At 75.1% G+C, this 14,278-nt stretch carries 10 protein-coding genes; all 10 read left to right on the top strand.

The window, feature by feature from the left end:
- Positions 1–174: 174 nt before the first annotated feature.
- The 10 genes from rsmH to IR158_RS17920 all read left to right on the top strand — a co-directional run bounded on the left by rsmH (position 175) and on the right by IR158_RS17920 (position 14,241).
- Positions 175–1,173, top strand: a complete 999-nt coding sequence (gene rsmH, locus IR158_RS17970; protein ID WP_291815444.1) for a 16S rRNA (cytosine(1402)-N(4))-methyltransferase RsmH — start codon at positions 175–177, stop codon at positions 1,171–1,173.
- The gene (locus IR158_RS17965) at positions 1,170–1,589 is read left to right on the top strand and encodes a hypothetical protein (protein ID WP_291815442.1); all 420 of its coding nucleotides are present in this window, start codon (positions 1,170–1,172) and stop codon (positions 1,587–1,589) included. The genes rsmH and IR158_RS17965 overlap by 4 nt, the downstream gene beginning before the upstream one ends.
- 134 nt (positions 1,590–1,723) lie before the next feature.
- Complete coding sequence (locus tag IR158_RS17960; RefSeq protein ID WP_291815439.1) at positions 1,724–3,601, top strand: penicillin-binding protein 2; 1,878 nt, start codon at positions 1,724–1,726, stop codon at positions 3,599–3,601.
- Between the two features lie 23 nt (positions 3,602–3,624).
- Positions 3,625–5,187 carry a UDP-N-acetylmuramoyl-L-alanyl-D-glutamate--2,6-diaminopimelate ligase gene (locus IR158_RS17955; RefSeq protein WP_291815437.1) on the top strand — a complete coding sequence of 521 codons (1,563 nt, stop codon included), beginning with the start codon at positions 3,625–3,627 and terminating at the stop codon, positions 5,185–5,187.
- Positions 5,184–6,614: a UDP-N-acetylmuramoyl-tripeptide--D-alanyl-D-alanine ligase gene (gene murF / locus IR158_RS17950; protein WP_366928465.1), complete on the top strand. Its 1,431-nt coding sequence runs from the start codon at positions 5,184–5,186 to the stop codon at positions 6,612–6,614. Before IR158_RS17955 ends, murF begins: the two co-directional genes overlap by 4 nt.
- Positions 6,611–7,693 carry a phospho-N-acetylmuramoyl-pentapeptide-transferase gene (mraY, locus tag IR158_RS17945; protein ID WP_291815433.1) on the top strand — a complete coding sequence of 361 codons (1,083 nt, stop codon included), beginning with the start codon at positions 6,611–6,613 and terminating at the stop codon, positions 7,691–7,693. Before murF ends, mraY begins: the two co-directional genes overlap by 4 nt.
- The gene (murD, locus tag IR158_RS17940; protein ID WP_291815430.1) at positions 7,694–9,169 is read left to right on the top strand and encodes a UDP-N-acetylmuramoyl-L-alanine--D-glutamate ligase; all 1,476 of its coding nucleotides are present in this window, start codon (positions 7,694–7,696) and stop codon (positions 9,167–9,169) included.
- A 41-nt stretch (positions 9,170–9,210) separates the two neighbouring features.
- On the top strand, positions 9,211–10,431 hold the full coding sequence (ftsW, locus tag IR158_RS17935) for a putative lipid II flippase FtsW (RefSeq protein ID WP_291815520.1): 1,221 nt from the start codon (positions 9,211–9,213) through the stop codon (positions 10,429–10,431).
- Positions 10,424–13,120: a UDP-N-acetylmuramate--L-alanine ligase gene (murC, locus tag IR158_RS19380; RefSeq protein WP_366928464.1), complete on the top strand. Its 2,697-nt coding sequence runs from the start codon at positions 10,424–10,426 to the stop codon at positions 13,118–13,120. Before ftsW ends, murC begins: the two co-directional genes overlap by 8 nt.
- A gap of 377 nt (positions 13,121–13,497) precedes the next feature.
- On the top strand, positions 13,498–14,241 hold the full coding sequence (locus IR158_RS17920; protein WP_291815428.1) for an FtsQ-type POTRA domain-containing protein: 744 nt from the start codon (positions 13,498–13,500) through the stop codon (positions 14,239–14,241).
- Positions 14,242–14,278: the final 37 nt, after the last annotated feature.

Below are 14,278 nucleotides of genomic sequence, written 5' to 3'. Positions count from 1 at the left end.
CCGACGAGACCTCCCCCCGTCCGCTCTGACGCCACTTCCCCGGCGCCAGAGGGTCGGTGGGGGATCTGGCCGGACGGTGGAGGGACCGTTCGGCCATCTCCGTGTATCACCAGCCCCACCGGCACCATCCGTCACAGCAGCACCAGCAGCGCATCGAAGCAGGAAGGGGGACCGATGGACGAGCAGCACGACGCAGGCACCCGGCACGTGCCGGTCCTCCTGCAGCGGTGCATCGACCTCCTGGCGCCCGCTCTCGCGGCGCCCGGAGCCGTGCTCGTCGACTGCACGCTCGGGATGGGCGGCCACTCCGAGGGCGTCCTGCGGGCGTTCGAGGACGTGCGGGTCGTCGGCATCGACCGGGACCCGCAGGCACTGGCGCTCGCCAGCGCCCGGCTGGCTCCGTTCGGCGACCGGTTCACGGGCGTGCACGCCGTGTACGACGAGATCGGCGACGTCCTCGACGACCTCGGACTGCCCGCGGTCCAGGGCGTGCTCATGGACCTGGGCGTGTCGTCGTTGCAGCTCGACGAGGCGGAGCGCGGGTTCGCGTACGCGCACGACGCGCCGCTCGACATGCGGATGGACCCGACGACCGGCCCGACGGCCGCTGACGTGCTCAACACGTACGACGAGCGCGACATCGCCCGTGTGCTGCGCGTGTACGGCGAGGAGCGGTTCGCCTCGCGGATCGCTCGCGGCATCGTGCGCCGACGGGAGCGCGCGCCACTGACGCGCACGTCCGAGCTCGTCGACATCGTGCGCGCCGGCGTCCCGGCTGCGACGCGTCGCACCGGCGGGCACCCGGCCAAGCGCACGTTCCAGGCCCTGCGCATCGAGGTGAACGGCGAGCTCGCGGCTCTCGAGCGGGCGCTGCCGGCGGCGATCGAGGCGCTCGCGGTCGGCGGCCGGATCGTCGTCGAGTCGTACCAGTCCCTCGAGGACCGGCTCGTCAAGCGCGCGCTCGCGGTCGGTGCCACGTCGAGCGCGCCGCCCGACCTCCCGGTCGAGCCGACGACGCACACGCCGTACCTGAGGCTGCTCACGCGTGGTGCGGAAGAGGCGGACGAGGCCGAGCTCGCCCGCAACCCCCGCGCCCAGTCCGTCCGCCTGCGCGCCGCCGAACGTCTGCGTCCCACACCCGACCACCTGCGCACCCCGAGGAGAGCCGCATGAGCGCACTGCCCCAGGCCGCTGCCCGCACCGGGGCTGCGCGGGCGTACCCGCTGCCCGCGCGCCCGGCCGTCGCGCCACCGCCCCGGCTGCGCGTCGTCCGGGCCCCCGCCCAGGCGCGCTCGCGGGTCCCGTTCGTGCTGGCGTGCATGGCGGTGCTCGGTGGTGCGCTGCTGGCGGCGCTCCTGCTGAACACGCAGATGGCGTCGCTCGCGTTCGAGCGCTACGAGCTGTCCAACGAGCTCGGCCGGTTGCAGCAGGACCGCATGGACCTCGTCGCGCAGCACGACGCCCGCTCGGCACCCACGGCGCTCGCCGCCGAGGCCCGCCGCCTGGGCATGGTGGAGGCCAACGGGACCGGCTGGCTGCGGCTCGCGGACGGCAGCGTCCAGGGGGCTCCGGCACCCGCAGGCGGATGAGCACCCGGACGACCGGCGGTGCCGGCGCCCCCCGGCAGCCTGTCGCCCGCCCCTCGGGGGCGCGTCGGCAGGCTGTCGGCGCGCAGCCGCGCGTCGCCCCGGCACGTGCGGCCCGTCGTGGCACGGTGGGCGGCGTGAGCGAGCGCAGCAGCACGGTGCCGCGCCGGCGGACGCCCCCGGCCGCGTCCGCGGGCCGCACGGGCGTCGCGCCGCGTCGACCGGCGACGACGCCCGCCCCCCGCCGCGGCGCACCACGCCCGTCGGGCCCCCCGGCGCCCCCGCGCGCGGTCGTCGCGTCCCGCTCCCGCATGATCGGGCTGGTCACGGTGCTGCTGGTCGTGCTCGTGACCTTCGCGGGACGCCTGGTGTACGTCCAGGGGATCACCGGTCCGGAGATCGCCCAGGAGGCCCGCGAGAAGCGGATGACGACCGCGCAGGTGCTCGGTGCGCGGGGCGACATCACGGACGCCAACGGCGTCGTGCTCGCGACGTCGGTCGAGCGGTACCACGTCACCGTCAACCAGAAGCAGGTGAAGAACTACCGCGCACGGGGCTCGTCCGACGGGCTCGACGGGGCCGCGGGTGTGGCCTCGCGGCTGGCGCCCGTGCTGGGACTGAACGCCGCGGAGCTCGGCGGCGACCTCGTCGGTGACCGCGGCTGGGTCGTCGTCGCGCGCAACGTCCTGCCGGACGTGGCACGCGCCGTGCGCGCGCTGCGTCTCGACGGCGTCGGCGTCGAGAAGGTGGCCGACCGCGTGTACCCCAAGGGCACCGTCGCGGGCAACATCGTCGGCTTCGTCAACTCGGAGGGCGAGGGGCTCCAGGGCCTGGAGTACGCCCTGCACGGGGACCTGAAGGGCACGCCGGGCAAGGAGCGGTTCGAGCGCGGCAAGGGCGGTCAGCCCATCCCCGGCGGGGTGAGCGAGGCGAACCCGGCGCAGGACGGGCGATCGGTGCGGCTGACGCTGGACTCCGACCTGCAGTGGAAGGCCGAGGAGCAGCTGCGCGCCAAGGTGACGGAGACCGGCGCGGACGGCGGCGCCGTCGTCGTCATGCGCACGACCGGCGAGGTGCTCGCCCTGGCCGAGTCCGTGCCCTTCGACCCCAACACGCCGGGCGACCAGGCGACCACGGCGCTGTCCAAGAGCGTGACGGAGGTCTTCGAGCCCGGCTCGACCGGCAAGGTCGTGACGATGGCGGCCGCGCTCGAGGAGGGCGTGGTCCAGCCGACCGAGGCGTTCGAGGTCGCCGACCGCTGGACGACGCCGCACGGCGAGACGATCAAGGACTCGCACGACCACGGCGTCGAGAAGCTCACGGCGACCGGCGTGTTCGCGCAGTCCTCCAACGTCGGGACCGTGCTCATCGGGCAGCGGCTCACGAAGGACCAGCGGTACCACTACCTGTCGGCGTTCGGCTTCGGTTCCCGGACGGGCATCGAGATGCCCGGCGAGTCGGCCGGCCTGCTGCGGACGCCCGCCGACTGGCACGGCCGCGACGAGTTCGCCGTGCTCTACGGGCAGGCGGTCTCGGTGAACGCCCTGCAGGTCGCGAGCGTCTTCGCCACCATCGCCAACGACGGTGTGCGGGTGCCGCCGCGCCTCATCGCGGGGTGGACGTCGCCGGACGGCCGCTACACCCCGCAGGCGCCTGCGGAGGGGACGGCCGTGGTCTCGCCGCAGACCGCGCAGGCGGTGCTGTCGATGATGGAGAGCGCGGTCGTCGAGGGGACCGGCAAGGACGGCGCCATCCCGGGCTACCGCATCGGCGGCAAGACCGGCACGGCGCAGCGGTTCAACCCGAGCGGGTACACGGCGTCGTTCATCGGAGTCGCCCCCGTCGACGACCCGCAGGTCGTCACAGCGGTCATCTTGCACAACCCGCGCACGTCGATCTACGGCGGCACGGTGGCCGCACCGGTCTTCTCGACGGTCACGGGGTACGCGCTGCAGCAGCTCGGCATCGCGCCGTCCGGAGCACCGGCGACGCTGTTCCCCGCGACGTGGGAGTGAGCCGGCGGGGTAGATTCCTCCCCATGACGTCCCCCCTGGGCCGGCTCCGTCCCGAGCGCCCGCCGGTCCGCAGGGTCGACGACCTCGCAGCCACGTTCGACCTCCCGACCGGTGGTGCCGCCCCCGCCGACCGGACGTTCACGGGCGTGACGATGTCGAGCGCTGACGTCGAGCCGGGTGACCTGTTCGTGGCCGTCCCCGGGCTCAAGGTGCACGGCGCGCGGTTCGCCGCCGACGCCGTCGCGCGCGGTGCGGTCGCCGTCCTGACGGACGCCGACGGTGTCAGCTCGGTCCCGCAGGACGTGCCCGTGCTCGTCGCCGACGACCCGCGTGCGCTCGCGGGGCCGGTCGCGGCCTGGGCGCTGGACGACCCGGCGTCGCGGCTCGTGACGATCGGCGTGACCGGGACGAACGGCAAGACGACCACGACCTACTTCGTCGACGCCGCGCTGCGCGCCGTGCACGCCCGCACCGCGGTGCTGGGCACGGTGGAGCTGCGGATCGGCGAGGACGCCGTCGAGAGCCCGCGCACGACCGTCGAGGCGCCCGTGCTGCAGGCGCTGATGGCGGTCGCCCACGAGCGCGGTGCCGGTGCCCTGACGACCGAGGTGTCGTCCCACGCGCTCGCGCTGGGCCGCGTGCGCGGTGTGCGCTTCGACGTCGTCGGGTTCACCAACCTCCAGCGTGACCACCTCGACTTCCACGGCGACATGGAGGGGTACTTCCGCGACAAGTCGCGGCTGTTCGCCCCCGAGCAGGCGCGCCGCGGCGTGGTCGTGGTCGACGACGCGTGGGGTCGCCGGCTCGCCGAGGAGTCGCCGATCCCCGTCGAGACCGTGAGCACGCACGTCGGGGCCCCCGTGGCCGGCGGCGCGGACTGGGCGGTCGTCGAGGCGGACATCGGCCTCGACGGTGTCGGCTCGCGGTTCGTGCTGCGCGGGCCGGGTGGTGCCCGGCACGAGGCGCACAGCCCGCTGCCCGGGCTCGTGAACGTGTCGAACGCCGCCCTCGCGATCGTGCTCGCGCACGCCGCGGGCGTCCCGCTGCCCGCCGCGATCGACGCGGTGGCGGCCGCGCACTCGATCCCGGGCCGCATGGAGCGCGTCGTCGAGCGCGGCGAGGGCTGGCCGCTGTGCATCGTCGACTACGCGCACACGCCGGACGCGCTCGTGCTCGCACTCGAGGCGGTCCGGCCGATCACACCGGGCCGGCTCGTCCTCGTCTACGGCTCCGACGGCGACCGCGACCGTGGCAAGCGCCCGATCATGGGGCAGATCGGCGCCCGTCTGGCCGACGTCGTCGTCGTGACGGACGAGAACCCCCGCTCGGAGGACCCCGCGTCGATCCGGGCCGCCATCCTCGCGGGCGTGCGCGACGTGCGCCCCGACATGACCGACGTGCACGAGGCGACCAGCCGCGCGCAGGCCATCCGCGACGCCCTTCGTCTGGCAGGTCCGGACGACACCGTGATCGTCACGGGCAAGGGCCACGAACCGACCCAGGAGATCGCCGGGGTGTTCCACCGCTACAACGACCGTGACGTGTTCCTCGCAGCCCGTGCCGAGGGCCGGGAGCAGCACGCGTGATCGCCCTCACCGCGGCCGAGATCGCGGCCGCCACGAAGGGCGTGCTGAGCGGGATCGCCCCCGAGCACGTCGTCACCGGACCCGTCGTCACCGACTCGCGCGAGGTGCTGCCCGGCGGGCTGTTCGTCGCGCTGCCGGGTGAGCACGTCGACGGGCACGACTTCGCCGCCGGTGCCGTCGCGGCCGGGGCCGCGCTCGTGCTCGCCGCACGAGCACTGCCGGGGCTGCCGTGCGTCGTCGTCCCGGACGTCGAGCGCGCACTCGGGGACCTGGCCCGTGACGTGCTGGTGCGCCTGCGCGACGTGGCGTCGTTGCCCGGCGGCAGCGGCCTGCGGGTCATCGGGGTGACGGGCTCGGTCGGCAAGACGACCACCAAGGACGTGCTGGCCCAGCTGTGCGGCTCGGCCGGTCCGACGATCGCACCGGTGCGGTCCTTCAACAACGAGATCGGGCTGCCGCTGACCGTGCTGCGGGCCGACGAGCAGACCCGCTTCCTCGTGCTCGAGATGGGCGCCAGCGGCCCGGGGCACCTGACCTACCTGACCGACATCGCACCGCCGGACGTCGCGGTCGTGCTCGTCGTGGGGCAGGCGCACCTGGGCGGCTTCGGGGGCGGCATCGACGCGGTCGCCCGCGCGAAGGCCGAGATCGTGGCCGGTCTGGTGCCCGACGGGACCGCCGTGCTCAACGGCGACGACCCGCGGGTGCGCGCCATGGCCGCGCAGGCACCCGGGCCCGTCGTGATGTTCGGCGCCGCGCCGGACGCCGAGGTGCGCGTCGAGGACGTGCGGCTCGACACGCTCGGTCGGGCGTCCTTCCGGCTCGTGCACGTGGTGGGCGACCAGCGTCACTCACGGGACGTCACGCTGCGGCTGGTGGGGGAGCACCACGTGCACAACGCCCTCGCGGCGGCCGCCGCGGCGCTCGCCGTGGGCCTGGACCTGGACGACGTCGCGTCAGGGCTGTCGCAGGCCGACGCGCTCTCGCCGCACCGCATGCACGTCGTGGACCGCGCCGACGGCGTGACGGTCGTCGACGACTCCTACAACGCCAACCCGGACTCGATGCGCGCGGCGCTCAAGGCGCTCGCGGTCATCGCCGGGCGCGAACGCCGGTCCGTCGCCGTCCTGGGCGAGATGCTGGAGCTGGGTGACGAGCACCGCGCCGCGCACGACGCGATCGGTCGTCTGGTGGTGCGTCTGAACATCGGCCTGACGGTCGTCGTGGGCGAGGGCGCGCGCGCGATCCGGGACGGCGCCAACCACGAGGGGTCCTGGGGCGACGAGGTGGTCCTCGCCGACGACGTGGAGGCAGCGGCCGCGTTCCTGGCGGACGAGCTGAGAGCGGGAGACGTCGTGCTGGTGAAGTCCTCCTACGGCGCCGGGCTGTGGCAGCTCGGTGACCGGCTGGTGGCGGGTGACGCATGAGAGCCGTCCTCATCTCCGGTGGCATCTCGATGCTCGTGGCGCTGCTCGGCACGCCGCTGTTCATCCGCTTCCTCGTCCGGCGCCAGTACGGGCAGTTCATCCGGCAGGACGGGCCGACGGCGCACTTCACCAAGCGCGGGACGCCGACGATGGGTGGGGTCGTCATCATCGGCGCCACCCTCATCGGCTGGGTGTCGGGTCTGCTGCTGACGGGCACGCGGCCGAGCGCGTCGGCGCTGCTCGCGCTGTTCCTCATGACCGGACTGGGCGTCGTGGGGTTCCTCGACGACTTCATCAAGATCTCCCGCCAGCGCTCCCTGGGGCTGAGCCCGATGTGGAAGATCGTCGGGCAGGGCGTCGTCGGCGTCACGTTCTCCGTGCTCGCGCTGCAGTTCCCCAACGAGCAGTTCCGCACGCCGGCCTCGACGCGCATCTCCTTCGTCCGCGACACCAACCTCGACCTGGCGTTCGCCGGTGTGACGGTCGGCCTGGTGCTGTTCGTCCTGTGGGCGAACTTCCTCATCACGGCGTGGTCGAACGCGGTCAACCTGACCGACGGGCTGGACGGGCTCGCGACGGGCGTGTCGCTCATCGTGTTCGGCGCGTACGTGCTGGTCGGCGTCTGGCAGAACAACCAGACGTGCCAGTCGATCCTGTCCGCCGGGCCGCGGTGCTACGAGACGCGCGACCCGCTGGACCTCGCGGTCGTGGCGGCCGCGATCACCGGAGCGCTGTTCGGGTTCCTGTGGTGGAACGCCAGCCCCGCCAAGATCTTCATGGGGGACACCGGCTCGCTGGCGCTCGGCGGTGCGCTCGCGGCGCTGACCATCCTCACGCGCACCGAGATCCTCGGGGCGATCATCGGCGGGCTGTTCGTGGTGATCGTCCTGTCGGACGTCATCCAGATCGGCTTCTTCAAGATGACGGGCAGACGTGTCTTCAAGATGGCACCGCTGCACCACCACTTCGAGCTGTCGGGGTGGGGCGAGGTCACCATCGTCATCCGGTTCTGGATCATCGCCGGCCTCTTCGTGGCGCTCGGCGTCGGCATCTTCTACGGGGAATGGGTGGCGCAGTAGGTGGACGCACGGTTCGACGGTCGCACCGTCCTCGTGACCGGCCTCGGGATCTCCGGGCAGGCCGCCGCGCAGGTCCTGCGCGACCGCGGCGCCCGCGTGGTGACGTTCGACGAGCGCGCGACCGACGCCGACGTCACGGACGCGGCGGCGCTCGTCGCCGACGGCCTGGCGGGCGCGGACCTGGTCGTCACGTCCCCCGGCCTGGCGCCCGCGCACCCGGTGCTGACGGCCGCGCGGGACCGCGGCGTCCCCGTGTGGAGCGAGGTCGAGCTCGCGTGGCAGGTCCGCGTCCCGCGTGACGGTGGGGACGGCGAGCCCGCGCCCTGGCTCGCGGTGACGGGCACCAACGGCAAGACCACGACGGTGGGCATGCTCGAGTCGATCCTGCGGGCCGCCGGACGTCGCACGCTCGCGGTCGGCAACGTCGGCACCCCGGTCGTGCTGGCCGCGGTCGACCCGGCGCTCGACGTGCTGGCCGTCGAGCTGTCGAGCTTCCAGCTGCACCACACCCACTCGATGGCGGCGCAGGCCGCGGCCGTCCTCAACGTCGCACCCGACCACCTCGACTGGCACGGGTCCCTGGCGGCGTACGCCGCGGACAAGGGACGCATCTACGAGCGCGCCCAGGTCGCCTGCGTCTACGACGCGGCGGACCCGGTGACCGAGGACCTGGTGCGCGAGGCCGACGTCCAGGACGGCTGCGTGGCGGTCGGCTTCACGCTGGGTTCGCCGGGCGTCGGGCAGGTCGGACTGGTCGAGGACGTGCTCGTGGACCGCGGGTTCAGCCGCCTGCGGCACACCCACGCGGCCGAGCTCGGCACGCTCGCCGACCTCGCGCAGCTCGCCGGACCGGGCGGCGTCGTCCCGCCGCACGTCGTGCGCAACGCGCTCGCAGCGGCGGCGCTCGCGCTGGCGCACGGCGTCGAGCCGGCGCACGTGCGCGACGGGCTGCGGGAGTTCGCCCCCGGCGCCCACCGCATCGTCACCGTCGGCCGCCTCGACGACGTCGCCTACGTCGACGACTCGAAGGCCACGAACGCGCACGCGGCCGCGGCGTCCCTCGCCGCGTTCGAGCCCGACTCCGTGGTGTGGATCGCCGGCGGGCTGGCCAAGGGCGCGCAGTTCGACGACCTGGTGCGCGCCCGTGAGGACCGCCTGCGCGGCGTCGTGCTCATCGGGCTCGACCGGGCGCCGCTGCGCGAGGCCCTGGCCCGACACGCGCCGCACGTCCCGGTGATCGAGGTGGACGCCGGTGAGACTGAGCCGGTGATGACGCGCGCCGTGAGCAGCGCGCGCCGGCTCGCGGCCGGCGCGCCCGCCGGGGTGCCCACGACGGTCCTGCTCGCACCCGCGTGCGCGTCGATGGACCAGTTCACGTCCTACGCCGCACGCGGCGACGCGTTCGCGGCCGCGGTGCGCGCCCTGGGTGGCACCGACGACGCCGGTCGGGAGCGGCTGCAGGAGGGTCGGCCGTGAGCCCCGCGGTCGCACGGCCGCGCACGGCGCCCACCCGGGCGGTGACACCTCCGGGTGGCTCGCCCGCAGTCCCCGAGGCCTCGGTCCTGGGCACCTGGAACTCGGCCGTCACGAGCTACTACCTGCTCCTCGGTGCCACGCTCCTCCTGCTGGTCATCGGGCTGGTGATGGTGCTGTCGAGCTCGAGCGTGGAGTCGCTCGCCGCTGGCGACTCGCCCTACGCCGTCTTCTTCAACCAGGCGCGGTACGCCCTGATCGGGCTGCCCGTGCTGCTGGTCATGTCCCGGCTGTCGCTGAAGGTCGTGCGGGCGCTCGCCTGGCCCGCGCTCGGTGGTGCCGTCGCGTTCCAGCTCCTGGTGTTCACTCCGATGGGCTGCGGCGAGGGCGGCAACCTCAACTGGGTCTGCCTGCCCGGCTTCACCGCCCAGCCCTCCGAGGTCGTCAAGCTGGCGCTGGCGATCTGGCTCGGTGCCGTGCTGTCGCGCAAGCTGCCCCTGCTGCACGAGTGGAAGCACTCGCTCGTGCCCGTGCTGCCGGTCGCCGGCATCGCCATCGGCGTCGTCGTCCTCGGCCAGGACCTCGGCACGGCGATGGTCATGGTGCTGCTCGTCGCCGGCGCCATGTTCGTCGCGGGGGTGCCGCTACGGATCTTCGGGTTCGCGGGTCTGATCGCCGCCGGCGGCGTCGCGCTGCTGACGGTCTTCAGCAGCAACCGCGTCAACCGGATCATGTCCTGGCTGTCGGACCAGTGCGACGTGCAGAACGAGTGCTACCAGAGCCTGCATGCCGGGTACGGCCTGGCGACGGGAGGCTGGACGGGCGTGGGTTTGGGCCAGAGCGCCGAGAAGTGGTCGTACCTCCCGGCCGCTCACAACGACTTCATCTACGCCATCCTGGGAGAGGAGCTCGGTCTCGTGGGCACCCTGCTCGTGCTGGGTCTGTTCGCTCTGCTCGCCTTCGCGATGGTGCGCCTCATGCGCCGGCACCCGGACCCGTTCGTCAAGATCACGACCGCTGCGATCTTCGCGTGGATCATCGGGCAGGCGATCGTCAACATCGCCGTCGTGATCGGGCTCGCCCCCGTCATCGGCGTGCCGCTGCCGCTGGTCTCGGCGGGTGGTTCGGCGCTCATCATGACGATGGCGGCGCTCGGGCTGCTGCTGTCCTTCGCGCGCACCGAGCCGGGTGCGGCCGAGGCGCTCGCCGCACGGGCGTCGGTCGTGCGCCGCTCCCTCGCCGTGATCGGACGGGCCCGTGGCTGACGCGACCTCCGTGCTCCTGGCCGGCGGCGGGACCGCGGGCCACGTCAACCCGCTGCTCGCGGTCGCCGACGAGCTCCGCCGGCGCCACCCGCACGGCAGCTTCGCCGTGCTGGGCACCGCCGAGGGGCTCGAGGCGCGTCTCGTGCCCGAGCACGGCTACGACCTGGCCGTCGTCCCGCGCGTACCGCTGCCGCGCCGTCCCACGCCCGACTGGCTGCGGCTGCCGGGGCGGCTGCGCGCGGCCGTGCGCGCCGCCGAGGACGCGATCGACGCGATCGACGCCCAGGTCGTCGTCGGGTTCGGCGGCTACGTCGCGACGCCGGCGTACCTGGCGGCTCGCCGTCGCGGCGTCCCCGTGGTCGTGCACGAGCAGAACGCGCGCCCGGGGCTGGCGAACCGGCTCGGCGCGCGGTGGGCCGCTGCGGTCGCCGTGACCTTCGAGGGCACCGCGCTGCCGCACGCCCAGGTGACAGGCCTTCCGCTGCGGACCGCCGTGCAGGAGCTGCTGGTCGCACGCGCGTCGGACCCGGCCGCCACGCGGCTCGCGGGCGCCCGGGCGCTGGGGCTGGACCCGACCCTGCCGACGCTGCTCGTCACGGGCGGGTCGCTGGGCGCCGCCAGCGTCAACCGTGCGGTGGCGGGCGCCGCGGCCGAGCTGCTCGCCACCGGGGCGCAGGTGCTGCACCTCACGGGGCGCGGCAAGGCGGACGACGTCCACGCGGCGATCGCCGGTGTGCCCGGTGCCGAGCGGTACCACGTCGTCGAGTACCTGACGGCCATGGACCGCGCGCTCGCGGTCGCGGACGTCGTCGTCGGGCGCTCGGGCGCGGGCACGGTCTGCGAGCTGGCGGCGCTCGGGATCCCCGCCGTGTACGTCCCGCTGCCCATCGGCAACGGCGAGCAGCGGCTGAACGCGGCAGGCGTCGTCGCCGCCGGCGGGGGGATCCTCGTCGAGGACCGCGACCTGACGCCGGACTGGGTGCGCGCCCACGTCCCGGCCCTGCTGGGAACGGGCGAGGCCGCGGCGACCCGCGCGCGGATGGGTCGGGCCGCGGCCGGTGTCGGGGTGCGCGACGGGGCCGCGCGCGTCGCGACGCTCGTCGAGGCGCAGCTGCCGCCGCACGTCCGTGCGGCCGCCCCGCCCTGCCCGCCGGTGACGGCGCACGCGCCGGCCGTCGCCGATCCGGGGGAGCGCGGTCCGGTGGCGCTGGCCGACCTCGGCCGCGTGCACCTCGTGGGTGTCGGCGGCGCCGGGATGTCGGCCGTCGCACCGCTGCTGGCCGCGCGCGGCCTGCGGGTCAGCGGGTCGGACGCCCACGACGGACCCGCGCTCGTCGGCCTGCGTGCCGCGGGCGTCGAGGTCCAGGTCGGGCACGCCGCCGGTCACGTCGAGGACGTCGACAGCCTCGTCGTCTCGTCCGCCGTGCGGGCCACGAACCCCGAGGTGGCCCGCGCGCGTGAGCGCGGCATCCCGGTGCTGCACCGCTCGGAGGCGCTGGCGGCGCTCATGGCGGACCGCGACGCGGTCGCCGTCGCCGGCGCGCACGGCAAGACCACGACGTCCGGGATGGTGGCGGCCGCGCTGGTGCACGCCGGGGCGGACCCGTCGTTCGCGATCGGCGGCGTCGTGCGCGCGACGGGCGGCACGCTGGGGGGTTGGCGGCACGGCGACGGGCCGTTCGTCGCCGAGGCCGACGAGTCCGACGGCTCGTTCCTCGCGTACGAGCCGCTGGTGGCCGTCGTGACCAACGTCGAGCCGGACCACCTGGACCACTACGGCACGCAGGAGCGCTTCGAGGCCGCCTTCGAGCGGTTCGCGGACCGGGTCCGTGACGGCGGGCTGCTCGTCGCCTGCGCCGACGACCCCGGTGCGGTGCGGCTCGTCCACGCGGCGCGGGACCGTCTCGCGGCGCGCGGCGTGGCGGTGCGCACGTACGGCGTCACGCCGGACGCCGACGTCCACGTGGGCGAGAGCACACGCACCGCGGACGGACGCTGGCAGGTCGTCCTGACGCCCCGCGACGAGGCGCCGGTCACGCTCCGGCTGCAGGTCGCGGGCGCCCACAACGCCCTGGACGCGGCAGCGGCGTGGTGTGCGCTGCGGCGTCTCGGCGTGAGCAGCGAGGAGGCCGCCGCCGGGCTCGACGACTTCGTCGGCACCGGACGACGGTTCGAGGACCGCGGGACGGCCGGCGGCGTCCGCGTGGTCGACGACTACGCGCACCACCCGACGGAGGTCGCGGCGCTCCTGCGCGCCGCGCGGCAGGTCGTCGTCGACGGTCGCGTCCTCGCCCTGTTCCAGCCCCACCTGTTCTCGCGGACCCGCACCTTCGCCCGCGAGTTCGGCGAGGCGTTCGACCTCGCCGACGCGGTCGTCGTGACCGACGTGTACGCGGCGCGGGAGGACCCCGACCCGTCCGTGACGGGTGCGCTCGTCGCCGACCACGTCCCCACGGCGGGCAAGGCCGTGTTCGTCCCGGACCGGGTGGCGGCGGCCCGCGCGGTCGCCGCGTTGGCGCGGCCCGGTGACCTGCTGCTGACGGTGGGAGCGGGCGACGTGACGGAACTCGCGGACGTGGTGCTCGCGGAGCTCGCGGCGCGCGACCTCGGCTCCGCCGCGCAGGGCGGCGCGGGCACGCCGCGTACCGAGGCGGCCCACTCCGAACGCCCGGGCGGTGCGCGGCCGTGAGCCCGCAGCGTCCACCGGCCCCGCGCCCGGGACGCCCGTCGGCCACCGCGCGCCCGGTCCCGCCGCGTCGTGCGGCCGGCCGGCGCCCTGCTCCCACGGAGGAGGAGGCGCCACCCGCGCCGGAGGGCGCCGCCGGCCGTGCTGCCCGTCCGCCCGTCCCACGACCAGCGGGGAAGGCGGCTCGTACGGAGACCGCGGCCCCGGCGGCGCCGAGCCGAGCCGGGGACCGTCGGGACGGCCGCCCGGTCACCGCGGCCGGTGGAGGCCGACCGGCTGCGCCCACGTCCCCGCCGGCCGCGGCGCCCGCGACGGGTCCGACGCGCACGGTCACGACGTACACCGTCGGCCGGTTCTCGGGCCCCGTGCGCCCGGCGGTCGTGTCGACGACGTCGCGGGAGCGGTTCGCGGAGCGCGCGAGGGCCCGTCGCAACCTGGCGCGGCGTCAGGTCGTCGGGGCCGTGGCGGGCGTCGTGGGCGTCGGGGGTCTCGGCTGGCTGCTGCTGGTCTCACCCGCCCTGGCGCTGGACCCCGCCCAGGTCGAGGTCAGCGGCGCCGGCACGGTCGTGGCCGTCGACCAGGTGCTGGCGGTGGTCGCCGAGCGCGCGGGTACGCCGCTGCCGCGGCTGGACACGGTCCGCCTGCGCGACCGGGTGCTCGAGGTGCCGGGCGTGCGCGAGGCGCGTGTGGTCCGGGACTGGCCCCACGGGCTCGCGGTCCAGCTGGTGTCGCGCGAGCCGGTCGCGGCCGTGCCGGAGGACGCGCCGGCCGCCGGGCTCGTGCTGCTGGACGAGGAGGGCGTGCAGGTCGGCCGCGCGGACGTGGCCCCCGCGGGCCTCCCGGTCGTCGACGTCCCGCTCGGGGACCGGCGCACGCTGGCGGCGGTGCTGAGCGTGCTGGAGCAGCTGCCCGCGGAGCTGCTGGCACAGGTGGGCTCCGTCGCTGCCCGCACGCAGGACACCGTGACGATGCAGCTGCGTGACGGCGGGGCCCGGATCGACTGGGGGAGCGCTGACGAGACACCGTTGAAGATCGCGGTCCTCGCGGCCCTGCGGTCGGCGCCGGAGGCCGCGGCCGCCACCGTCTTCGACGTGTCGGCCCCGCGGATGCCCATCACCCGGTGAGCGTCGCCCTGCCGGGTGACCCGGCCCGTCGGTGGGT

This window comes from Cellulomonas sp., from assembly GCF_015234515.1.
GTDB lineage: Bacteria > Actinomycetota > Actinomycetes > Actinomycetales > Cellulomonadaceae > Cellulomonas.
The sequence above is the reverse complement of the archived record's forward strand: the minus strand, read 5'-3'. Positions and strand labels throughout refer to the sequence as shown.